The following is a 22664-nucleotide window of genomic DNA, read 5'->3' on the forward strand; positions in this document are numbered from 1 at the left end:
AGTCTCAGCCCCTGCTCAGGTACTCGCTCGTCTCGTCGTCGAGGCGGCGCCGCACCGCGGCCGCGAGCGCGGGGTGGCCGGCGAGCTTCGGGTCGGCGACCAGGAGCTCGGCCGCGGCCTCCCGGGCGTCGGCGATGAGGTCGCCGTCGCGCGCCACCCGGAGCAGCTTCAGCGACGATCGCCCTCCGGACTGGGTCGCGCCGAGCACGTCGCCCTCGCGCCGCAGCTCGAGGTCGACTCGCGCGAGCTCGAACCCGTCGAGGGTCGCGGCGACCGCCTCGAGCCGCTCGCGCGCGACGCTGCCGGCCTCGGCGTGCGAGACGAGCAGGCAGAGGCCGGGCACGCTCCCACGGCCGACGCGCCCGCGGAGCTGGTGCAGCTGCGACACCCCGAACCGGTCGGCGTCGACGACGACCATCGTGCTCGCGTTGGGCACGTCGACGCCGACCTCGATGACGGTCGTCGCGACCAGCACGTCGAGCTCCTTCGCGGCGAACGCGCGCATCGCGTCGTCCTTCTCGTCGGCCGACATCCGGCCGTGGAGCGGGGTGATGCGGGCGTCGGCGAGAACAGGCAGCGCCCTCAGCTCCGCCAGGACCGAGGCGACGGATGCCGCGGGGGCGGCGCCCGGCGTGGGCTCGCCCTCGGCGGGCTCCGCATCCTCCTCGGCGACCTTGGGCTCGATCGCCGGGCAGACGACGAAGCCCTGTCGGCCCTGCGCGAGCTCCTCCGCGAGGCGCTCCCACACGCGGGCCCGCCAGGCGGGCCGCTCGGCGAGCGGGACGAGGTGCGTCTCGATGCCCGCCCGGCCGGCCGGCAGCTCTCGGATGGTGCTCACGTCGAGGTCGCCGAACACGGTCATCGCGACCGTGCGCGGGATCGGCGTCGCGGTGAGCACGAGCACGTGCGGATGCCGCCCCTTGAGTCGCAGCGCCTCGCGCTGCTCGACGCCGAAGCGGTGCTGCTCGTCGACGACGACGAGGCCGAGGTCGGCGAACGTCGTGGTGTCGCCGAGCAGGGCATGCGTGCCGACGACGATGCGCGACTGGCCCGCGGCGACCCGCAGCGCGGCCCTCCGCCGCTCGGCGGTCGGCAGCTGGCCGGTCACGAGCGTCGGCATGAGCTCCGCCGACAGCTCGGGGCCGAGCATCCGCGCGATGGAGCGCAGGTGCTGCGCGGCGAGCACCTCGGTCGGGGCGAGCAGGGCCGACTGCCCGCCCGACTCGGCGACCGCGAGCATGGCACGGAGCGCCACGACCGTCTTGCCGGAGCCGACCTCGCCCTGCACGAGCCGGTTCATGGGGACGGGCGCGGCGAGGTCGTGGAGGATCTCGCCGCCGACCTCCACCTGGTCGCCCGTCAGTTCGAACGGCAGCGACGCCTCGAACCGCTCGAGCAGGCCGCCGGGGCGCGGCTCGCGCCGGACGGCCTCGTGGGCGCGCGAGGCCGCGCGACGCTCGAGCAGCGCGGTCTGCAGCACGAACGCCTCCGTGAAGCGCAGGGTGCGTCGCGCGGCCTTCCAGTCGTCGTCGCGCTCGGGGCGGTGCACGCCCTCGAGCGCCTCGCGATGCGAGCGGATGCCGCGTGCCCGACGCACTTCGTCGGGGATCGGGTCGTCGACGGCGCCGAGCCCGTCGAGCAGCAGGCCGACCGCGGTCTGCAACTGCCAGCTCGAGAGCGCGCCGGTCGCCGGGTAGATCGGGATGGGCGCCGTCGCCCATCGCACGGCCGCGGCATCCGCCCCGCCCGTCGGCGCCGCGTCGTCGTCGAACAGCTGGTAGTCGGGGTGCGCGAGCTGGCGCGCGCCGCGGTAGTCGGAGACCTTGCCCGCGAACATGCCGCGCACGCCGGGCTTCAACTCGTTCGCGCGCCACTTCTGGTTGAAGAAGGTGAGCGTGAGGACGCCCGTGCCGTCCGAGATCTTCGCCTCGAGGATCGACCCGCGCCGCGAGCGCATCGTGCGTTCCCGGACCTCGAGCACCTCGGCGACGATCGTGACGTTCTCGTCGAGCGGGAGCTCGGCGAGCGCCGTGAGCTCGCCGCGCGCGGCGTAGCGACGCGGGTAGTGGGCGAGCAGGTCGCCGACCGTCGTGTAGCCGAACGCGCGCTGGAGCGCCTGCGCGGTCCGGCCGCCGAGCGCGCCGGTGAGGCGGCTGTCGAGGGTGAGCACCCCCTCCGCCACATGATCGGCCGTCATGCCTCGATCGTAGGCTCCGCCTCCGTCGGCGGCGGCGCGAGGGCCTCGATCTCGGCGCGCACGTACGGGTCGTCCGGGCGGGCGAGTGCGAGCTCGCGCTGGATCTCGAGCGCCTCGTCGGTGCGGCCGAGCGTGCGGAGCGCTCGCCCCACGGACCAGCGCGCGACGTGCTGCTGGCCCGCGGTGCCGTAGCGGTCGGCCGCCTCGACGGCCTTCCGGAAGTGGTAGAGCGCCGCTTGGGCGTCGCCGCCGTCGTGCTTGGTCCAGCCGAGGTTGTTGTGCAGCGCGACGCCCCAGCGCTTCAGGCGCGGGTCGCGCACCCCCTCCAGGATGTCGAAGCCCTCAGCCGCCCACTCCTCCTCGTGGCCGACGTCGTTCAGGGCGAGCATGTGCAGGGCGTCGAGCACGAGGAACGTCGACCCGCCGAGCGCACCCTCCCGCACGGCGCGGGTGAACTGCGGGACGGCCTCGTCGAGTCGCTCGCCGGCCGCGGCCATCCGCCCGCGCTCGAGCGCGATGCGCGCGCGCAGCTCGGCGATCTCCTCCTCGGAGTCGCCGCCGTCCGCGTCGGCACCGACGCCGTCGGCGCCGTCGCCGACGCTCGACCCGGCCTCGGACTCGCCCTCGAGCTGCGCCTCGAGGTCGGCGAGCACCGCGAGGGCCTCCTCCTCGCGGTGCTGGATGCCCATGGCACGCGCGAGCTGCGTGGCCATCACGGCGCGGCCGTGCGCGGTCAGCGTCTCGTCCGCGGCGGCCGCCCGGAAGCGCTCCTCGCTCGCGGCGGGGTCGCCGAAGTCCCATATCCGGTCGATCGCCTGCTGCTCCTGGGCCCGATGGTGGGACGGATCGGCGTGCAGGGCGTCGGTCGAGTCATCCACCTCTCCATCATGGCAGCGCCGGAGGAGGGGCCGTTATGCTCCCGAGACATGACGCGCATCATCGCCGGCTTCGCCGGCTCGCTCACCCTCGCCGTGCCCCGCTCGGGCACGCGCCCGACGAGCGATCGCGTGCGCGAGGCGATCTTCTCGGCGCTCGAGGCGCGCGATGCGATCGCTGGCGCCTCGGTGCTCGACCTGTACGCCGGCTCGGGAGCGCTCGGGCTCGAGGCCGCGAGCCGCGGCGCGGCCGAGGTCGTGCTCGTCGAGAAGGCGCGACCCGCCGCCGAGGTCTGCCGGCGCAACGCAGCGGCCCTCGCGAAGGCCGGGCGGGGATCCGCACCGCGTATCCGGGTCGCGGCGCAGGGCGTGTCGTCCTACCTCGAGTCCGCGGCCGGCGGCGTCGACCTCGCCTTCATCGACCCGCCCTACGACCTCGGCGAGGCCGAGCTCGCGCGCGACCTCGCGCTGCTCGCCCCGCTCCTCGCGGACGCTGCGACGGTGGTCGTCGAGCGGAGCAGCCGATCCCCCGAACCGACGTGGCCGCGCGGCATCGACCCCGAGCGGCGCCGCGACTACGGCGAGACGACGCTGTGGTGGGCGTCGGCGGCGGAGGACGAGGATCAGCCCGCGCCGCCGTCCCAGCCCGAGTAGGGGTCCCAGCCGCTCGTGTCGACGGGCGCACCGTCCAGCGTGAGCCGCCCGGCGTCACCGGTCACCGCCCCGATCACGTCGAACGGCTCGGGCGGCACCACGCCGGCGGGGAACGTGGCGAGCAGGCCGTGGTCCTCGGCGCCGGCGAGCGCGGTCATCGGGTCCTCGCCGAGCACGGTCCGGTGGAAGTCGAGCCCGACGCCGCTCGCCTCCGCGAGCCGCCGCGCGTCGCGCGCGAGCCCGTCGCTGACGTCGAGCATCGCGCTCGCCCCGGCCCGCGCGGCGACGACGCCCGCCCCGACCGGCGGCGACGGCGCGAGTTGCGCGCCCACGAGGTGCGGATGCCGCGCCCTGACCGCGTCGGCGAGGGCGGCGTCCGGTTCGCCCTCGGCGTCCCTCGCCTCGGCGAAGAGCAGTCGAAGGCCCCGCGCGGCGTCGCCTCGCGCGCCGGCGTGCGCGAGAACGTCGCCCGGGCGGGCGCCCGACCGGAGCACCGGCGCGCGCCCCTCGAGGTCGCCGAACGCCGTCACGGCGATCGTCAGCACCGATGACGCCGAGAGATCGCCGCCGACGACGCCGGCGCCGGGGGCGAGCGCGGCGAGCGCGTCGCGCAGGCCGTCGGCGATGCCCTCGAGGAGGGACACAGGCGTGGTCGGCGGCGCGGCGATCGACACGACGAGCGCGGTCGGGCGCGCGCCCATCGCGGCGACGTCCGTGAGGTTGGTCGCCGCGGCCTTCCAGCCGAGGTCGTGCGGGCGCGACCACGCGAGGCGGAAGTCCGGCCCGTGCACCATGAGGTCGGTGGTGACGACGAACCGGCCGTCGCGGGCCGCCACGACGGCGGCGTCGTCGCCCGCGCCGAGGAGCGCCGCGTCGCCCGGCTCCAGGCGCGGCAGGATGCGGGAGAGCGTCGCGGTCTCGCCGAGTTCCCCGATCGTCGGCGACGGCTCGCGTGCAGGCTGCTCCATGGCTCCCACGGTAGCCTGATCGACGATGTCGACTCCCCCGTCAGGCCGCCCCCGGCGCCGCCGTTCGCGCCTCGCCGCCGCGGCCCTCGTCGCCGCCTCGGCCGCGCCCCTGCTCGCCGCCTGCAGCCAGGCCGTCCCGTTCGACCCGGCACCTGATGCCGCGGACGCCGACTGCGCCTCGGTCGTGGTGCGCCTGCCCGACCAGGTCGCCGGCCTCGACGCGCGCGAGACGAGCGCCCAGGGCACGGGCGCGTGGGGCTCGCCCGCGTCGGTGCTGCTCCGCTGCGGGGTCGAGCCTCCCGGGCCGACCACGCTCCGCTGCGTGAGCGTCGACGAGGTCGACTGGATCATCGACGAGTCCGACGCCCCGACCTATCGGTTCACCACATACGGTCGCACCCCCGCGGTCGAGGTCGTCGTCGACAACGACGCGGTCGCCGGTTCGACGGCCATCGCCGACCTGTCAGGGGCGGTCGCGGCGATCCCGGCCGAGGGCGGTTGCACCGACCTCGAGGACCTCGCTCCCGCCACCGAGGCGCCGGCGACCGCGGGGTGAGCCGCACGGCCGGCCACCCGACCGCGCGCCGCTCCCCGCGTCGGCGGATGGCGCGGTGCCGGCCGCTCAGCCGACGCGCACGCCCCGCGCGAGCCCGACGCGGATGAGCTCGTCGATCAGCTCGGGATAGGTGACGCCCGTCTCCTGCCAGCACCGGGGGAACATCGAGATCGGCGTGAAGCCCGGCATCGTGTTGAGCTCGTTGACCACGAATCCCTCGTGGGTCAGGAAGAAGTCCACGCGTGCGAGTCCCTCGGCGCCGATCGCCTGGAACGCCCGGATCGCGAGGTCGCGCATCTCCTCCAGCCGGCCGTCGCCGAGGTCGGCCGGGCAGACCAGGTCGACGCCGGGCGCGTCGAGGTACTTCGCCGCGAAGTCGTAGAAGCCGTCGCCGGTGAGCACGATCTCACCCGCGACCGACGCGCGCGGCCGCTCGCCGGGTGCACCGCCGAGCACGCCGATCTCGACCTCGCGCCCGATCACCGCGGACTCGATGAGCACGGTGTCGTCCTCGGCGAATGCGACCTCGAGGGCGGCGTCGAGCTCGCCGGCGTCCGACACCCGGCTCACGCCGACGCTCGAGCCGGCGCGCGCCGGCTTCACGAACTGGGGCAGGCCGAGCGATGCCGCGCCGGCGCGCACGGCGGCCGGGTCGTCCGCCCACTGCCGCGCGGTCACGGTGCGCCACGGCGCCACCGGGATGCCGGCGGCCGCGAGCGCGGTCTTGGTGAAGTGCTTGTGCATGCCGAGCGCGCTCGCGAGCACGCCCGACCCGACGTACGGGAGGCCGCCGAGCTCGAGGAGGCCCTGGATCGTTCCGTCCTCGCCGAACGGGCCGTGCAGGATCGGGAACACCAGGTCGACGTCGCCGAGCGAGGCCTCCTCGCCGCTCGCAGTGACCACGTGGAGCTCACGGGAGGTCGCCGACTCCGGCCAGCGCACGCGCGTGCCGTTGTCGTGCACCTCTGGCAGGTGCTCGGGGTCGAGCGCGAACCGGTCCGGATCGTCGGCCTCGAGCACGAACGCGCCCTCGCGCGTGATCCCGACGGGGATCAGCTCGTAGCGGTCACGGTCGATCGCCCGGAGCACCCCCGCCGCCGTTGCGCAGCTGATCGAATGCTCGCTGGAGCGCCCTCCGAAGAGCAGAACCACCCTGAGCTTGTCCATCCATCGTCCTTTCGCCCTGGGGCTCGTCGTCGGTCGTGAGGTGCGGCGCGATGTCCCTCGGCGCGAGCGTTCCGGCGAGCACCTGCCGGACCTGCTCGACGATGGGCATCTCGACGCCCTTGGCGCGCGCCAGTTCGAGGATCGGACCGACGGACGCGAGCCCCTCGGTGGTCTGCTGCATCTGGTTGACGACCTCGGGCAGCTTGTAGCCCTGGCCGAGCAGGCGCCCCGCGGTGTTGTTGCGCGACAGCGGCGACTGGCAGGTCGCGATGAGGTCGCCGAGTCCGGCGAGCCCGGAGAGCGTGTCGGGGTGCGCGCCGTAGGCCACGGCGAAGTCCGTCATCTCGACGAGGCCGCGCGTGATGATCGACGCCTTCGTGTTCTCGCCGTAGCCGGCACCGTCGACGATGCCGATCGCGACCGCGATGAGGTTCTTGAGGACGCCGCCGAACTCGGTGCCGATCACGTCGGTGTTCACGAACGAGTGGAAGTAGCGGTTGCGTGAGACCGAGGCCACGGACTGCGCGGTCTCGAGGCTCGACGAGGACACCACGGCGGCCGTGGGCTGCTCCCTGGCGATCTCGAGGGCGAGGTTCGGGCCCGAGATCACGGCGATCTTCGACTCGGCGATCGGCAGCACCTCGGCGATGACCTCGCTCATGCGGTGGCCGGTCGACTTCTCGACGCCCTTCATGAGCGACACGATCGTCGCCTCGGCGTGCAGGTGCGGTTCGGCGGCGATGAGGTTCTGCCGGAGGGTCTGGCTCGGCACGCTGACGTACACCTGCTCGGCGCCCGCGAGCGCGAGGTCGAGCCGGCTCGTCGCCCTGAGCCCGATCGGCAGGTTGATGCCGGGGAGGTAGTCGCTGTTGCGCTTGGCCTCCTGGATCTCGCGTGCGAGCTCGGGGCGCCGCGCCCACAGCATGACGTCGGCCCCGCCGTCGGCGAGGATCTTGGCGAACGTGGTGCCCCAGCTGCCTGCGCCGAGCACGGCCACGCGCTTCCCGGGTGCGCGGCGCGCCGCCCCCCTAGCCATCGAGGCGCCCCGTCTCCTTCTGGCCGTGCGTGGTCGGATCCCACCGCTCGGCCGGCGGCTGCTCGCCGCGCAGCTCGCCGACGAGCGCGGCGATCGCGTTCATCAGGTCGTTCGTGGCGGCGAGCAGGGTCGCCTGGTCGAGCGGCTTCCCCTCGTACGCCGAGAGGTCGAGGGGTTCGCCGATGATCACGTCGACGGTCTTGCGGGGGAAGAAGCTCACCTTCTTCGCGTACCGCGGCATGATCTGCTGCGTGCCCCAGTGGGCAGCGGGGATCACCGGGATGCCGCGTTCGAGCGCGATGCGGACCGCTCCCGTCTTGCCGCGCATCGGCCACATCCCGGGGTCGCGCGTGAGCGAGCCCTCGGGGTAGACGATGACCATCCGGCCCTTCTCGACGAGTTCCTCCGCGGCGCGGATCGCCGCGTGGCTGCTGCTGCCTGCGCGCTCGACGGGGATCTGGCCCGACGTGCGCAGGATCCATCCGAGCACGGGATTCTTGAACAGCGACGCCTTGGCCATGAACCTGGGCAGCCGGCCGAGGTGCCACGAGGCGACTCCCATGACCAGTGGATCGATCTCGCTGTAGTGGTTGGGCGACAGCACGAAGGCGCCGGCCTGCGGCATCCGCTCCGGGTGGTGGAAGCGGTACTTCACGCCGAGGCTCCACAACGGGAGGACCAGGACGGCGAGCAGCCAGAAGAACGAGGGTCGCCGCTTCTCGGCGCCGGGCTTCACTGCGGGGACGACGGCGGGGTCACGATGGGGCACTGACCCATTATCCTTCGAGCGCGAAGTCCGCTCCGAGCAGCTCCAGCTTGGTGATGAAGTTCTCGTAGCCGCGCGCGATGATGCCGACGTTCGAGACGGTCGAGCGCCCCTCGGCGGTCAGCGCCGCGATGAGGTGGCTGAAGCCGCCGCGCAGGTCGGGCACCTCGATGTCGGCGCCGTGCAGCTGCGACGGCCCGGAGATGACCGCGGAGTGCTTGAAGTTGCGCTGCCCGAACCGGCACGGCCGGCCGCCGAGGCACTCCTTGTGCACCTCGATCGACGCGCCCATCTCGACGAGGGCGTCGACGAAGCCGAAGCGCTGCTCGTACACGGTCTCGTGCACGATCGACACGCCCTTGGCCTTCGTGAGCGCGACGACGAGCGGCTGCTGCCAGTCGGTCATGAAGCCGGGGTGGACGTCGGTCTCGATGATGACCGGCTTCAGCTCGCCTCCCGGGTGGAAGAATCGGATGCCGTCGTCCTCGATCTCGAAGTCGCCCCCGACCTTGCGGAACACGTTGAGGAACATGAGCATCTCGGCCTGACGCGCTCCGCCGACGAAGATGTCGCCCTCGGTCGCCAGCGCCGCGGCGGCCCAGCTCGCGGCCTCGTTGCGGTCGAACAGCGCGCGGTGCGTGTAGCCCTGCAGCTTCTCGACGCCCTCGATGCGGATCACGCGGTCGGTGTCGACCGAGATGATGGCGCCCATCTTCTGCAGGATGTTGATGAGGTCCATGATCTCGGGCTCGATCGCCGCGCCCGACAGCTCGGTGATCCCGTCGGCGAGCACCGCGGTGAGCAGCACCTGCTCGGTCGCGCCCACGCTCGGGTACGGCAGCGAGACCTTCGCGCCGTGCAGTCCGTTCGGCGCCGACATCCGGATGCCGCTCGGGAGCTTCTCGACGATCGCGCCGAAGTTGCGGAGCACCTCGAGGTGGTAGTCGATCGGGCGGTCGCCGATGCGGCAGCCGCCGAGGTCCGGGATGAACGCCTCGCCGAGGCGGTGCAGCAGCGGCCCGCAGAACAGGATCGGGATGCGACTCGAACCGGCGTGCGCGTCGACCTCGGCCATGTGGGCCGTCTCGACCGCCGAAGGGTCGAGCACGAGGTCGCCCTCGTTCGCGCCCTCGGTCACGGTCACGCCGTGCACCTCGAGGAGTCCGCGCACGATGCGCACGTCGCTGATGTTCGGCACGTCCTTCAGGACGCTGGGGGTGTCGCCGAGGATGGCAGCGACCATCGCCTTGGTGACGAGGTTCTTCGCGCCCTTCAGCTCGATCCGGCCGCGAAGCGGCTTGCCCCCGTTGATCGTGATGCGGTCGACCGGGAGGCCGACCGCCGTGCCGTGCTGCTTCGCGTCATCCACGAGTGTGTTCACTCAGTTCCCTGTCTCTGCCGGCTCCCTGATGGGGAGCGTCGTCGGCCGCCACCCCGCCCGAGTCGCCTCGAAGTCGGAGATGGCCTGCTCGTCCCGGAGGGTGAGCCCGATGTCGTCGAGCCCCTCGAGCAGCCTCCACCGAGTGTAGTCATCGATATCGAAGGCGACTGTGAGGCTCCCGATGCTCACCGTACGCTCAACCAGATCGACGGTCGCGGCTATTCCCGGCTGCGCCTCGATGGCCTCCCACAGGCGCTCGACGTCCTCGTACGCGACCTGGGCCGCGAGCAGGCCCTGCTTGCCCGAGTTGCCCCGGAAGATGTCGCCGAAGCGGCTCGACACGACGACCTTGAACCCGTAGTCGCGCAGCGCCCACACGGCGTGCTCTCGGCTCGAGCCGGTGCCGAAGTCGGGCCCGGCGATGAGGATCTGCGCCCCGGCGAAGGCCGGCCGGTTGAGCACGAACTCCGGGTCCTGCCGCCACGCCGAGAAGAGCGCGTCCTCGAAGCCGGTCTTGGTGACGCGCTTCAGGAACACCGCGGGGATGATCTGGTCGGTGTCGACGTTCGAGCGGCGGAGCGGGGCGGCGACGCCGGTGACGGTGCTGAACTTCTCCACGGTCAGTTCCCCTCTCCGCTGGTCGAGTAGGCCGGGACGGACGTCCCGGGACCCGGGTCGCCCCCCCGTTCGAGATCCCACGGACTCGAGAGCGTGCCGCGCACGGCCGTGGCGGCCGCGACGAGCGGCGAGACCAAGTGGGTGCGTCCGCCCTTGCCCTGCCGCCCCTCGAAGTTGCGGTTCGACGTGGACGCGCAGCGCTCGCCCGGGGCGAGCTGGTCGGGGTTCATGCCGAGGCACATCGAGCAGCCCGCGAAGCGCCACTCGGCGCCGAACTCCTCGAACACCTTGTCGAGGCCCTCGGCCTCGGCCTCGAGCCGCACGCGCGCCGATCCGGGCACGACCATGACGCGGACGCCGTCGGCCTTCTTCCGCCCCCGGACGATCGAGGCGAACGCGCGCAGGTCCTCGATGCGCGAGTTCGTGCACGAGCCCATGAAGACCGCGTCGACCGGGATCTGCTTGAGCGGCGTGCCTGGCTCCAGGTCCATGTACTCGAGCGCGCGCTCGGCGGCGGCTCGCTCGTGCTGGTCCTCGATGGCGGCGGGGTCGGGCACGGTCTCGCTCAGCGAGACGCCCTGGCCGGGGTTCGTGCCCCACGTGACGAACGGCTCGAGCTCGTCGGCGTCGATGAACACCTCGGCGTCGAAGACGGCGCCCTCGTCGGTCGGCAGCGTCCGCCAGTACTCGACGGCGGCGTCCCAGTCCTCGCCCTGCGGTGCGTGCGCGCGCCCCTTCAGGTACGCGAACGTGGTCTCGTCGGGCGCGACCATGCCGGCGCGCGCGCCCGCCTCGATCGACATGTTGCAGATCGTCATCCGGCCCTCCATCGACAGCGACCGGATGGCGCTGCCGCGGTACTCGAGCACGTAGCCCTGGCCGCCGCCCGTGCCGATCTTCGCGATCACGGCGAGGATGATGTCCTTCGCGGTGACGCCGGCGCGGAGCGTGCCCTCGACCGTGATCCCCATGGTCTTGAACGGCTTCAGCGGCAGCGTCTGCGTGGCGAGGACGTGCTCGACCTCGCTCGTGCCGATGCCGAACGCCATCGCGCCGAAGGCGCCGTGCGTCGAGGTGTGGCTGTCGCCGCAGACGACGGTGATGCCGGGCTGCGTGAGGCCGAGCTGCGGGCCGACCACGTGGACGATGCCCTGCTCCTTGTCGCCGAGCGAGTGCAGTCGGATGCCGAATTCCGCGGCGTTGCGGCGGAGGGTCTCGATCTGGGTGCGGCTCGTCGGGTCGGCGATGGGCTTGTCGATGTCGAGCGTCGGGGTGTTGTGGTCCTCCGTCGCGATCGTGAGGTCGGGGCGGCGGACGGGGCGACCCGCCATCCGGAGGCCGTCGAAGGCCTGCGGGCTCGTGACCTCGTGCACGAGGTGCAGGTCGATGTAGATCAGGTCGGGGGTGCCGGCCTCGCCCTTCGTGACCAGGTGCGCGTCCCAGACCTTCTCGGCCAGGGTGCGCGGACGCGACGGGTTCGGGATCGTGTCGTTCATGCGGTTCGTCTTCCTTCGGGAGGGTGGTCGGCCGTCGACGGACTCCGCGGCGGGGAAGGCCTCAGGACTGGGCCCCGCCGCGGCACCGAAGGAGAAGTCGCCGAGCACGCATGCCGACAGGCTACACCGAGTCGGCGGGCGCCCGGTCCACGAGGAAGGCGACGTCGCCGAGCAGGATCACCGCGTCGAGGGGCACCTCGACCGGCACTCCGGCCTCCAGATCGGTGGGGTCCGCGCCCTCGGGCCAGACCCGCACCCCGTTCGTGGAGTCGAGGTCGGTGACGACGAGCCGGCCCTCCCGCGACTCGAACAGCGCATGGGTCTTCGACATCGAACGCGTGTGGTCGGCGATCGTCACCACCGTCGCGCCCTGCAGCCACGCGGGCGGTTTCGGGTCGCGTCCGGCGACGACCCGGTCGAGGACCGGGAACTCGACGCCGTCGGCGCTCCGGAGGCGCCACGGACCGGACGCGGCGGGAGCGCGACCGGGTGCGGGCGCGGTCGGAACCGACGCCGGCGAAGCAGCCGCGGGCGTCGCGACGGGCAGGGCCGATGCGGGCGGAGCGATCGGCAGGGCCGACGGCGGGCGGATGCCGGGCGGCGGGCGGAATCCCGGGAGCGCGCGCTCGGCTCGCTCGGTGCCCTCCGCCGAATCCGGACGGTCGCTCTCGGGCGCACCGGGCACGAGCCCCGGCGGGGGCACGATGAACTCCGGCTCGCTCACGCCCACCACCTTAACCCCGGCCGGCGCCGGCACGCGGCGTCGTCGACGGCGTCGCGCGGTGCCGTCCACGTCGTCGCCGAGCTCGTCACCGGCGACGGCGGAGCCGGTAGCGCGCGACGAGCCGACGCATCCGCCCGGCCGCCGTCGCGACCGCCGCGGCCGCGGCATCCGCCTCGGTCCACCGTCGCTCGACGGAGGCCGTCGCGACCTCGTCGCCCCCGAACACGTCCCGGTCGACGGTGGCGGCGATCATCGACAGCGGCGCTCGGCCCGCGATGCGGACCTCGCCGAGACCCTGCTCGTCGAGCTGGCGTTCGAGCGCTCGCGCCGTCTGCAGGCGGGATGCGCGTTCGGGTGGCTCGAAGCCGAGTTCGGCGTACCGGTCGACGAGTTCCTCCCACGCGCCTGCCACCTGCCGGTCGCCCGTGCCGCGTCTGCGGCGGAGGCTCCGACGACGGTGCTTCGCGATCGCGACGACGAGCATCGGCAGCAGCAGCAGCGCCGCGGGGATGCCGATCGTGGCGATCACGACCCACGCCCAGGTGGGCAGTTGGAACGGACGGTCGCGGTCCTCGTCGTCGGTGTCGTCGATCTCCGTGGTCGTGAGCAGTTCGTCCTCGGCCTGCTCGGCGCGCGGGGGCTGGCGCACCTGCGGCTGCGGTTCGGACTTCGGCTTCGGCGTCTGCTCCTGCGGCACGTCGACGTTGTCGGGCGTCGGATGGAACGCGATCCAGCCGATGCCCTCGAACGGCACCTCCACCCACGCCGTCACGTCCTCGCCGAGCACTTCGATCGTGCCGCCGCCCTCGGCGATCTCGGGCGCGTAGCCCATGACGACCCGCGAGGGGTAGCCGAGGTGCCGGGCCATGAGCGCCATCGCGGCGGCGTACTGCTCCTCGTCGCCGACCATCCGGCTGCGCGTGAAGAGCTCGATGAGGCGGTCCGCGCCGTGGCCGGCTCGCGACGCGACGGCGTCGCTCGCCAGCCCGTGGCTGAGGAAGCCGTTCGTCTTCAGCGCGCGCTCGACGGCCCGCAACTGCTCGATCGGACTCACCGCCTCGCCCGCGTACTCCTCGGCCTTCGCGGCGACGACGTCGGGCAGGTTCTCGACCGCGGGCAGGGCGAGTCGGGCCACCGGGACCTCGACGAGCTCGGAGTCCTCGGGCTGGAGCTGCACGCGCGACTCGAGGCGGTACCGCGTGCCCTCCCCCGCTCCGCTCGTGAGCACCGCGGTCCCCGCGGCGGCGTTGTAGCGCACGTCGCCGGCCCGCTCGACCGACCCGCGGTCGAGCAGCTCGAGCTGCGATCCGTAGCCGATGGTCGGCAGCCATACGTCGGAGTACGCCTCGACCTCCACCTCGATCGATCGGGAGCTCCCGAGCTCGGCGAGTCCGGGCGCGGGCAGGGTCGAGCCGACGATGGAGTAGCCGCCGTCGGCGGCGGCCTCCTCGGGACCGGCGACGTTCCAGAGCCGGCCGGTGTACGAGTCCATGGCGGCGAGCCGGAGCGTGTCGCCCGGCTCGAGCCCGTCGACGACGAACAGCGGCGACTCGGCGAGCTCCTTCGTGTACTCGCGGTACCCGGCGAGGGGGCTGGGGAACTCGAGCGGGTCGAACGGCGGCACGATCCGGTCGCGGAGCACGAACCGATCGGGCGCGACGGGGGCGACCGCGATGCCGGCGACGGCGCCGACGGTCACGGCCCCGGCCACCACGATCGCCGATCCGGTGAGCTTGCGTCGCCGAAGGCGCGCGGCTCCGTCGCCGCGGGACTCGACGCTCGCGCCGCGACGCCACGCGATCCACGTGAGCGCGATCGCCGCGAACGCCACGCCGCGCACCGCCGCGAGGAACGCCTGGTCGGTGCCGAGCAGGATGCCCGAGAGGAAGAGCAGGACCGGCCCGATCAGCACGAACGCCGCGCGGAGCGGCGTGCGCCGCCCGGGCAGCCAGCGCAGCACGAGCAGGCCGCCGACCAGCGAGACGACCGCGGCGGCTGCGTACGGCACCGCGGCGACGTAGTCGGGCGCCTCGACGGGCGCCCCGATGGTGAGGACGTCCGCCCACCCGTGCACGGCGCCGACGGCGAGCCCGGCGAGCGAGGTGAACGTGGGCAGCACGACGAGGAACGCGTCGCCCGGCATGACGAACGGCGTGCCGACGAGGAAGTAGAGGACCACGCCGAGGAGCACCGTGACGAGGACGTTCAGCCGCAGCAGCGTGCCGAGCACCGCTGCGAGGGTGCCGACGGCCATGCCCGCGAGGGCGGCGGCGAGGAAGTCGAGCCCGCCGAAGCTGGTCTCGTAGCCGGCGATCGCGAGCAGCGACAGCGCCGAGAGCACGCCGAGGTCAACCAGCGCGCTGCGCGGGATGCGGTTCACGGGCGCACCCTCCTCACGAGACGGGACAGCTCGTCGAGCGCACCGACGGTGACGATCGTCGACTCCCCCAGGCGCGTGATGCGCGATGCGGCGCCCTCCTCCGCGCGGAAGACGATCACCTGCGTGTCCGAACCGAACACCGTCTCCGCGGCGCGGAACTCGGCGAGTGGAGCGCGCGATCCGCCGACGACGATGAGCACGCTCGGCGCGGCGATCCGGCGGCCGGCCTCGCGGACGATGTCGCGCACGGGGCCCGCGGCATCCTCGACCGGCTCGATCCGGCACGTGTCGTCGAGGAGCGCCGTGGGCGTCGCCGTGCCGAGGTGCAGCCGGTCGGCCGCCACGGCGATCCGGGTGGCGTCGCGGATGACCTGGACCCCGAGCGAGGCGAGCACCGACACCGCGAGCTCGAACTCGGCCTCGGAGGCGTAGTGGTCGGCGCCGGTCGCCTGCACGAGCAGCAGCTGCGAGCGCCGGGTCTCCTCGTACTGGCGCACCATGAGCTGGCCGGTGCGCGCCGACGTGCGCCAGTGCACGTTCCGCAGCGCGTCGCCGGGCTCGTACGCGCGGAGTGCGTGGAAGGAGATGTCGTTGTCGGTGATCGTCTTCGTGATCTCGCCCTCGAGGTCGCGCACGAGCCCTGCGGCCGACGGCGCGAGCCGCGCCGTCACGGGATGCACGAAGAGCTCGACGGGGTCGGTCCACCGCACCTCGCGCCGGAGCAGCCCGAGCTGGTCGCCGCGCACCGACGCGGCGGGCCCGGCGACGATCACGGCGCGCCGCTGCGTCGGCACCGCGAACAGCTCCTCGTGCTCGCCGCCGGCGGGGATCGCGGGGATGACGAACTCGGCGAGGCCGTTGCCGACCGGCAGTTCGAGCTGCGACGGCACGGATGCCGCGTCGCCGCTGTTCTGCACGACGAGCCGGCCGAGCGCGCGCTCGCCCGCGACCACGCGGCGCGGCTGCAGCTCGATCTCGACGCGGTACGCCATCCGGCCGAACACGAACGGGACGGCGACGACCATCGCGGCGAGCAGGGTCGCGCCGACGAACGCGAGCTCGATCCAGCCGAACGGCCACGCGAGCGCGAGCGCGACGACGCTCGCGACGAGCACGAGCCATCCGACCGGGGAGATGACGCCCGTGACCGGCGCGGTGAACGCCGCCACCGCCCGGCCGGCGCGGCGCAGGCCTGCGCCGAGCGAACGAGCGGATGCCGCGAGCGAACGCCCCGCTGACCGCAGCGCGATGCGCGACTGCGATGGCGCGCCCGCTCGCGGCGATCGCCTCGGTGCGCCGGTGGCCGGCGCCGCGGGCTCGAGCGGCGTCGACGCGGGCGCGTCGATGCCGGCCGTCATGCCGCGCGGAACGCCGGGGGCGCGATCTCGACGAGCACCTTCCGGACGATGTCCTCGGCCGTGGCGCCCGCGAACTCCGACTCGGGGTCGACGATGATGCGGTGCGCGAGCACCGCCACCGCGAGCTCGCGCACGTCGTCTGGCGTGACGTACGTGCGGCCGCGCGAGATCGCCCACGTCTTGGCCGCCCGGGCGAGGGCGAGCGCGCCGCGCATGCTGACGCCGAGCGCGGAGTCGCGGTGGTCGCGCGTCGCCGAAACGATCTGGTTCAGGTAGGAGAGCACCGCGGCATCCACGTGCACCTCCGCCGCCAGCCGCGCCATGGTCGTGACGGAGCTCGACGCGATGATCGGCGACACCTTCGAGGCGCGCGCACGGTTCGCCGAGTCGAGCAGCAGCGTCACGGCCGTGTCGTGGTCGGGGTAGCCGAGCGAGGTCTTGATGAGGAAGCGGTCGAGCTGCGCCTCGGGCAGGGAGTAGGTGCCGGCCTGCTCGACGGGGTTCTGGGTCGCGATGACCATGAACGGGCTGCCGACCTCGTATCCGACGCCGTCGACCGTGACCCTGCCCTCCTCCATGACCTCGAGGAGCGCGGACTGGGTCTTCGGGCTCGCTCGGTTGATCTCGTCCGCGAGCACGATCGAGGCGAAGATCGGGCCGCGATGGAACTCGAACTGCCCCTTGCCCTGGTCGTAGATCGTGACGCCCGTGACGTCGGAGGGCAGCAGGTCGGGCGTGAACTGGATGCGCGAGTGCGTGCCGTCGAGCGTGTTCGCGAGCGCCTTGGCCAGAACGGTCTTGCCGGTGCCCGGGAAGTCCTCGAGGAGCACGTGCCCCTCGGACAGCATCGCGGTCACGACGAGCTCGATGATCTCGCGCTTGCCGAGGATCGCCCGGTCGACGTTGTCGACGAGCTTGGAGAAGGCGTCCTGGAACCAGCTCGCCTGGTCTTGGGTCACGGTCATGCGTGGAGTCCTCTTCCTGTGTGGTCCGGTCGTCGGCTCGGGGTCACCAGTTGTTGCTCTGGACGCCGCCGATGATCACGTACGCGTTCGCGTGGCCGCACCAGGAGTCCGGGAACCTCCCGGTGTAGCTGCCGCGCCCGCCCGAGACGTTGATGCGGATGTTCGTGTTCAGCCGGCCGCCGTTGCAGTAGGCGTAGCCGGAGGCCGTGCCGTCGGGGAACCCGGACACGCTCACGTTGTAGTGCCAGCAGTCGCCGCTGCAGTATCCGTAGGGGCCGTCGTAGTAGCCGACTCGGGCGCCCTTGGTCAGGGTGACGACCTTCGGCTCGTTCTGCACGGCGAACGAGTCGGACGACGCGGTCCCCGCGCTGTCGCTTCCGAGGTTCACGGCACGCACGGAGACGGTGTGGGAGCCGGCGCCGACGCCCGTGAAGCGGTGGCTGCGGTCCTGGCCGGAGTTCACCCACGACCCGCCGTCGATCCGGACGTCGTACCGGACCGATCCGCCGCCCGTGTTCGAGGGCGCGTTCCAGGTCACGTCCACGCTCGCGGGGGCATATCCGTTGACCTGCGCCGTCACGCCCGTCGGAGCGCCGGGCGTGCCGTACGGCGTCTCCGACGCCGACAGCGGCGACCACTGGCTCCAGCCGATGGCGTTCTTCGCCCGAACCTGGAAACGGTAGGCCGTTCCGTTTGCGAGCCCGGTGAACTCCTGGTTCACGCCCGCGGCGCCGGCGCCGAAAGTCCTCCGCTGGCCGTTGTAGTCGACCTCGTAGTCCGTGATCGCGGAGTTGTTGTTCGCCGGCGCCGCCCAGCGGATCGTCACCGATTGGTTTCCGGAGTTCCTGATCTCGGGCGCGGCCGGGCGATCGGGCACGTCGCGCACGACGACGATGACGCGACCCTGCACCTCGCGTGCCGGGTCCTTCGTGCCGTCCTGGATCCGGTAGACGACGCTCAACGTGCCCGTGAAGGCCGCGCCCGCGTTCACGGTCACGTCGGACGCGGTATGCGACACCGACGCGTTCGCCCCGACATCCGCCTGGTCGATCTGCGCGTCGATCACGGTGAGCGGCGCATCCGGCGCGAACGGATTGAAGTCGTTGGCGAGCACGTCGACCGTCGCCGTGCCGGTGCGCACCATCTCGACCGGGCCGTCGTCGTTGGCCTTGGGCAGTGCACGAGTCGACGAGACGACCTTCACGTCGACGTACCCCGGCACCGTGAACTCGTTGAACACGACGTCGAACGAGATGCGCGCCTCGGTGCCCGGCTGCACGCCGAGCGGCGAGGAGATCCGGAGGATCGAGCCCTCGACGATGCTCGCCGCGACGTCGGCGCCGGTGCCCTGCAGGTTCCGGTACTCGACGCGCTGGATGTTGTCGGGGTTCGGCTGGTCGGTCGACGATCGGAGGTCGACGTCGAGGGGCGCCTCGCCGGCCTCGACAGTCTCGCTGCGGGGCGTGAAGGTCGGCGGGGTGTCGTTGAAGTCCGGGTCGCCGACGGTGATCGGGACGGTCAGGATGGCGGTGCGCCCGACGGGATCGTCGGCGCTCTCGCCGTCCGTGACCTCGAACGTCAGCGACGCGGCACCGCGGTAGTCGGCCGCCGGCACGTACTGGACGGCCGTGCCGCTGACGAAGGCGGGCTCGCCCGCATTCGTCGAGGACGCGGAGAGGATGAGTGCCGGGTTGCCCGACGGCACGACGACGAGGTCGGCGACGTTCCAGCTGATGCTGCCGTTCATCGGCACGACGATCTCGCCGAGGTCCTTGAGGTACGGCGCGGGGAACTTGGCCTTCTCCTCCGCGAGCAGTTCCTCGGGAGTCTTCGGGCGCTGCGTCTCCTCGACGGTGTCGTCACCGGAGGGCACGGGGGGCACGATCACGAACGCCATCGCCGACAGGTCGTCGAGCTCGTTCGTGAGCCGGTACGCGACCGCGTAGCGCTCGCGACCGGGGGTCACGTCGATCGTCCCGTCCGCGGCGACCTCCGCCCGGCCGGCGTTGGGGCCCTCGAGCGTCACGGCGAGGTCCTCGACGAGGCCGCCGGGGTTCGTGGCATCCGCCAGCGGATCGACCGTGACGACCTCGCCGTCGACGACCTCCTCGGGCTCGATGACCTGGTCCTCGGCCGTCGGCGGATCGATCACGGCGTCCTCGGTCACGGCGATCTGCAGGAACGCCGTGTCGGCGCCGCCGTGGCCGTTCGAGATCTCGTAGCGGATCGTGTACGCGGCCTCCTGCTGCGGCGCGGTCACCACGATGCGCCGACGGTCGCGGATCTCGGCCTCGATGTCGTCGTCGACCTCGGGCAGGTCGGCGACGTGCAGCCGGTACCCGCTCGGGTCGGAGTCGTTGAGGAGCACCTCGACCGAGGCGGTGCGCCCGGGCTTCATCTCGATGGCGTCGTCGACCGCCTTCGGCGGCAGCTGCACCTCGGGCCGGGGGATGACGCCGATGCGGATCGTGCCCTCGGCCGTCGCGCCGAAGGTGTCGCGGACCTCGTATCGGAACTCGTCGGTGCCCGCCGATCCGGCGAACGCCTCGTACGTGAACGACGTGCTCGTCCGCTCGACGACGCGCCCGAACTCCGGCGCGACCGTGATGCCCGTGAGCGCGACCGAGTCGCCGTCGGGGTCGAGCTGGTCGAGCGGTACGTCCACCTTGACGGCCGAGCCGGCGAAGGTGCGCGAGGTCAGCGGGGTCGGCAGCGGCGCGCGGTTCTCGCCCACGTCGCGACCGACGACCGTGAACCGCACCGTGGCGCGGGCGGTCTGCTCGTAGTCGTCCCCCACCGTGTACACCGCGCTGTAGACGCCCGGCTGTTCGGGCGCCTGGAAGCGCACGGTGGCCCCGTCGGTGAAGGCGAGGCCGTCGGGTGCGTCGACCTCGACGAGGTCGGGCAGCAGGTGCAGCGTCGCGGCATCCGGGTGCGTGTCGTTCCCGAGCACGTCGACGGTCACGATGTCGCCCGCACGCACGATCGCACCGTCGTCGACCGCCACCGGCGGCTGGTGCTTCACGAGCGGCGGCACGGGCACGACCGTCACGCTGGCGGTCGAGGTGTTCACGCCGTCGGAGACCGTGTACGCCACCTGCAGCTGCTCGTCGAGCGCCTGCGACGCGGTGACGCGGAGCACGGTGTTCGTGAGGATCTCGACCGACACCAGCCCGTCGGCGGCCGTGTCGTCGATGGACTGGACCGCGAGCACCCGTCCGGACGGGGAGACGTCGTTCGCCAGCACGGGCACCGTCAGCGGCTCGGCCGCCCGGAGGTACGCGGTGTCCTTCACCGCGATCGGGGGCGGGGCATCCGCCGGCGCCTCCACCACCTGCACCCGCACCAGCCCCTTGCTCGTCGCGGCACCCGCACCGAGCGAGTAGAGGAAGACGTACTCTCCCGGTTCGACGCTCGAGAACGCGATCGTGCCGGTCTCGACGTTTGGCGTGATCGAGGGACCCTCCGGGGCCTCCTCCAGGCCGAGGAGCTCGAGTCCCGCACCCGACGGCGAGAGGTCGTTCGCGAGCGGCTCGATGAGCGTCGTCTCGCCGGCGAACACGCGCGCGAAGTCGGGCGTGCCGATGGGGTTCAGGGTTCCGGTCGGCTTCACCTCGACCGTGAGGGTGCCGGCCGCCGTCGTCCGCCCGTCGGAGACCGTGTACTGCACCTCCTTGGTGCCGAGCTCGGCCGAGCGGTGCTCGAAGGTGATCAGGCCGTCGGGGCTCGACCGCACGGCGTCGCCGCCGGTGGGCGAGGCGTTCACGAGGTAGAGGTCGTCGCCGTCGGGGTCGTTCCAGTCGGCGAGCAGGTTGTATGCGAGCTGCTGGCCCTGCTCGACGCTGATCGCCGCCTGGCGGAGCGCCGCGGGTGCCGTGTTCTCGCTCTCCGGCACGATCCGCACGTTCACGGATGCCTCCGAGACGCCGCCGCGGCCGTCGTCGACGCCGTAGCGGAAGGACACGCTCCCCGCCGCCCCCTCGGCGGGCGTGAACTGGAGCGCCCGGCCGCCGTCGATGGACTCCAGCCGGCCGGCCGCCTCGGAGACCTCGGTCGTGCTCGCGATGGTGAGCACGTCGCCGTCGGGATCGGTGTCGTTCTCGAGCGACTCGAGGATGGTGGTGCGCCCGGGGCGCACGCCGTAGTCGTCGTCGCGCGCCACCGGCGGGCGGTTCACGTCGGTGCGTTCGGCGAGGGTGTCCTCGAAGGTCTGCTGGGCCGACTTCTCGTCGCCCTCGAGCTCGTCGCTCTCCTCGGGCGGCGTGACCTCCTCCCAGTTGTCGACGAGCCGGAGGTCGGAGTCGACGAGCCAGGCGTTGCCGTTCGTCAGGTCGTTCAGCACGATCACGTCGCGGTTCACGCGGAACTCGAGGCGCGAGCCCGCCGTCGGCTGCTCGATCGCCGTCGACTGCGGTTCGGCGTCGTCGCACGCGAGCAGGTAGCGCCCGGCGGCACCGCCCCACGCGCCGTGCGCGCACGAGCCGAGCCTGACGGGAGCGGCGATCTCGCCGGCCTCCGTCGCCGCGGCGTCGCCGCCGTTCGGCACGGTCCGGACCGCTCCGCCGCCGAGCGGAACGGCGAGGAGGCCCGTCGCGGTCGCGAGCATCACCTCGTCGTGCTCGGGCCCGGACTGCTGGATGCGCAGCGCCGTCTCCGGCAGCTCGATCGCGCGATCCCCGACGAGGACGCGCCCGCCCTCCGCGTCGAACACCACGGCGCGCTCGCCCACCGCGGCGAGCTGGTGTTCGCCGAGACCCGTCGACAGCTCGGCGGTCGTCGGCTCGGAGGCCTCGCGCTCGAGCGTGACGAGCCGGCCGTCGCCCGGCGCGGTCGCGATGATGGTGCCCTCGGTCGTCACAGCGACCTGCGCGCCCGTGCCGAGCTCGGCGAGGGGATCGGTGCCGCGGTAGTCGAATGAGAGGTCGCCGTCGGCGTTCACGCGCCAGAGCTCGCCCTCGGGCGACAGGACGGCGAGCACGTCGCCGCCGTACGCGACCTCGGAGGCCGGGGGCACGTCGATGCGCTGCACGAGCGTGGTGAACGACGGGTCGATGCGCTCGATCGTGCCGACGCTCGGGTCGAAGAGGAAGGCGTCCTCGCCGTCCTGGAACACGTCGATCTCGTTCGACGCCGTCGCGACGGCCGCGTCGAACTCCTCGATCTGCCGGTTCAGCCGGCCCGCGAGGAGTTCCTCGGCGTTCGTGACCCAGACCTCGCGCGCCCGCAGGTCGGGGTCGGTCACCGGGAAGCCCTGGTGCGCCACCGCGAGTCCGACGGGAACACCCGCGAGCACGGCGAGCGCGGCGGCCGACGCGACGTTCCGGCGCGACCGCGCCCAGGACCTCAACGTGACCACAGATTCGTCTCCCCCGGGTGCGTTCCGTCGGTAGGGCGTCGGATTTCACCGCCGGAGAGACCGGCGGGTCGGGCATACGCTAACACGCGCGTTCAGGGCCCCCGAAATGGGGAGGAGTACCCACCGCGTCACGATCCGGAGTCGATCCCCCGTCGTGTCGGGCGGCG

The 22664-nt window shown here is 72.8% G+C and carries 16 protein-coding genes; 2 read left to right on the forward strand and 14 right to left on the reverse strand.

Annotated features, from left to right (window positions below):
* Nucleotides 1-4: 4 nt before the first annotated feature.
* Together ACULK2_RS10910 and ACULK2_RS10915 are read right to left on the reverse strand one after the other, a co-directional pair.
* Nucleotides 5-2197, reverse strand: coding sequence for an ATP-dependent DNA helicase RecG (locus ACULK2_RS10910; RefSeq protein WP_445967266.1), 2193 nt, complete (start codon nt 2195-2197; stop codon nt 5-7).
* Nucleotides 2194-3075 carry a hypothetical protein gene (locus tag ACULK2_RS10915; RefSeq protein WP_445967267.1) on the reverse strand — a complete coding sequence of 294 codons (882 nt, stop codon included), beginning with the start codon at nt 3073-3075 and terminating at the stop codon, nt 2194-2196. The genes ACULK2_RS10910 and ACULK2_RS10915 overlap by 4 nt, the downstream gene beginning before the upstream one ends.
* A 48-nt stretch (nt 3076-3123) precedes the next feature.
* On the opposite strand from ACULK2_RS10915, the gene rsmD reads away from it, so the two are divergent.
* Complete coding sequence (gene rsmD, locus ACULK2_RS10920; RefSeq protein WP_445967268.1) at nt 3124-3726, forward strand: 16S rRNA (guanine(966)-N(2))-methyltransferase RsmD; 603 nt, start codon at nt 3124-3126, stop codon at nt 3724-3726.
* Here rsmD and thiL read toward each other — a convergent pair.
* The gene (gene thiL / locus ACULK2_RS10925; RefSeq protein WP_445967269.1) at nt 3696-4694 is read right to left on the reverse strand and encodes a thiamine-phosphate kinase; all 999 of its coding nucleotides are present in this window, start codon (nt 4692-4694) and stop codon (nt 3696-3698) included. The genes rsmD and thiL overlap by 31 nt on opposite strands.
* 25 nt (nt 4695-4719) lie before the next feature.
* Here thiL and ACULK2_RS10930 point away from each other — a divergent pair, with 25 nt between their 5' ends.
* Nucleotides 4720-5250 carry a DUF3515 family protein gene (locus ACULK2_RS10930; protein ID WP_445967270.1) on the forward strand — a complete coding sequence of 177 codons (531 nt, stop codon included), beginning with the start codon at nt 4720-4722 and terminating at the stop codon, nt 5248-5250.
* A gap of 66 nt (nt 5251-5316) precedes the next feature.
* Here ACULK2_RS10930 and ACULK2_RS10935 read toward each other — a convergent pair whose 3' ends face one another.
* The 11 genes from ACULK2_RS10935 to ACULK2_RS10985 form a co-directional block, all read right to left on the reverse strand.
* Nucleotides 5317-6417, reverse strand: coding sequence for a D-alanine--D-alanine ligase family protein (locus tag ACULK2_RS10935; protein WP_445967271.1), 1101 nt, complete (start codon nt 6415-6417; stop codon nt 5317-5319).
* Nucleotides 6317-7453 (reverse strand): NAD(P)H-dependent glycerol-3-phosphate dehydrogenase, encoded by a 1137-nt coding sequence (locus ACULK2_RS10940; RefSeq protein WP_445967272.1) that lies wholly within the window; start codon nt 7451-7453, stop codon nt 6317-6319. Before ACULK2_RS10940 ends, ACULK2_RS10935 begins: the two co-directional genes overlap by 101 nt.
* Nucleotides 7446-8222 (reverse strand): lysophospholipid acyltransferase family protein, encoded by a 777-nt coding sequence (locus ACULK2_RS10945; RefSeq protein ID WP_445967273.1) that lies wholly within the window; start codon nt 8220-8222, stop codon nt 7446-7448. The genes ACULK2_RS10940 and ACULK2_RS10945 overlap by 8 nt, the downstream gene beginning before the upstream one ends.
* A gap of 7 nt (nt 8223-8229) precedes the next feature.
* Nucleotides 8230-9600, reverse strand: a complete 1371-nt coding sequence (gene murA / locus ACULK2_RS10950) for a UDP-N-acetylglucosamine 1-carboxyvinyltransferase (RefSeq protein WP_445967274.1) — start codon at nt 9598-9600, stop codon at nt 8230-8232.
* Complete coding sequence (gene leuD / locus ACULK2_RS10955; protein WP_445967275.1) at nt 9601-10218, reverse strand: 3-isopropylmalate dehydratase small subunit; 618 nt, start codon at nt 10216-10218, stop codon at nt 9601-9603.
* Between the two features lie 2 nt (nt 10219-10220).
* Nucleotides 10221-11714, reverse strand: coding sequence for a 3-isopropylmalate dehydratase large subunit (gene leuC / locus ACULK2_RS10960; RefSeq protein ID WP_445967276.1), 1494 nt, complete (start codon nt 11712-11714; stop codon nt 10221-10223).
* 121 nt (nt 11715-11835) lie between these two features.
* Nucleotides 11836-12438, reverse strand: coding sequence for an FHA domain-containing protein (locus ACULK2_RS10965; protein ID WP_445967277.1), 603 nt, complete (start codon nt 12436-12438; stop codon nt 11836-11838).
* An 85-nt stretch (nt 12439-12523) separates the two neighbouring features.
* Nucleotides 12524-14818 carry a transglutaminase TgpA family protein gene (locus ACULK2_RS10970; RefSeq protein WP_445967278.1) on the reverse strand — a complete coding sequence of 765 codons (2295 nt, stop codon included), beginning with the start codon at nt 14816-14818 and terminating at the stop codon, nt 12524-12526.
* A complete protein-coding gene (locus tag ACULK2_RS10975; RefSeq protein ID WP_445967279.1) occupies nt 14815-16176 on the reverse strand; it encodes a DUF58 domain-containing protein in 1362 nt (453 codons plus the stop codon). The genes ACULK2_RS10970 and ACULK2_RS10975 overlap by 4 nt, the downstream gene beginning before the upstream one ends.
* Nucleotides 16173-17141, reverse strand: a complete 969-nt coding sequence (locus ACULK2_RS10980; protein ID WP_445967280.1) for an AAA family ATPase — start codon at nt 17139-17141, stop codon at nt 16173-16175. Before ACULK2_RS10980 ends, ACULK2_RS10975 begins: the two co-directional genes overlap by 4 nt.
* Nucleotides 17142-17184: 43 nt before the next feature.
* Nucleotides 17185-22497 carry an Ig-like domain-containing protein gene (locus ACULK2_RS10985; protein WP_445967281.1) on the reverse strand — a complete coding sequence of 1771 codons (5313 nt, stop codon included), beginning with the start codon at nt 22495-22497 and terminating at the stop codon, nt 17185-17187.
* Nucleotides 22498-22664: the final 167 nt, after the last annotated feature.

This window comes from Agromyces molybdatiresistens (genome assembly GCF_052748445.2).

Coding starts and splice junctions, on each gene's coding strand:
- ACULK2_RS10910 (WP_445967266.1), bottom strand. CDS start 2,197: ATGACGGCCGATCATGTGGCGGAGGGGGTGCTCACCCTCGACAGCCGC.
- thiL (WP_445967269.1), bottom strand. CDS start 4,694: ATGGAGCAGCCTGCACGCGAGCCGTCGCCGACGATCGGGGAACTCGGC.
- ACULK2_RS10930 (WP_445967270.1), top strand. CDS start 4,720: ATGTCGACTCCCCCGTCAGGCCGCCCCCGGCGCCGCCGTTCGCGCCTC.
- rsmD (WP_445967268.1), top strand. CDS start 3,124: ATGACGCGCATCATCGCCGGCTTCGCCGGCTCGCTCACCCTCGCCGTG.
- ACULK2_RS10975 (WP_445967279.1), bottom strand. CDS start 16,176: ATGACGGCCGGCATCGACGCGCCCGCGTCGACGCCGCTCGAGCCCGCG.
- ACULK2_RS10980 (WP_445967280.1), bottom strand. CDS start 17,141: ATGACCGTGACCCAAGACCAGGCGAGCTGGTTCCAGGACGCCTTCTCC.
- ACULK2_RS10940 (WP_445967272.1), bottom strand. CDS start 7,453: ATGGCTAGGGGGGCGGCGCGCCGCGCACCCGGGAAGCGCGTGGCCGTG.
- leuC (WP_445967276.1), bottom strand. CDS start 11,714: ATGAACGACACGATCCCGAACCCGTCGCGTCCGCGCACCCTGGCCGAG.
- ACULK2_RS10935 (WP_445967271.1), bottom strand. CDS start 6,417: ATGGACAAGCTCAGGGTGGTTCTGCTCTTCGGAGGGCGCTCCAGCGAG.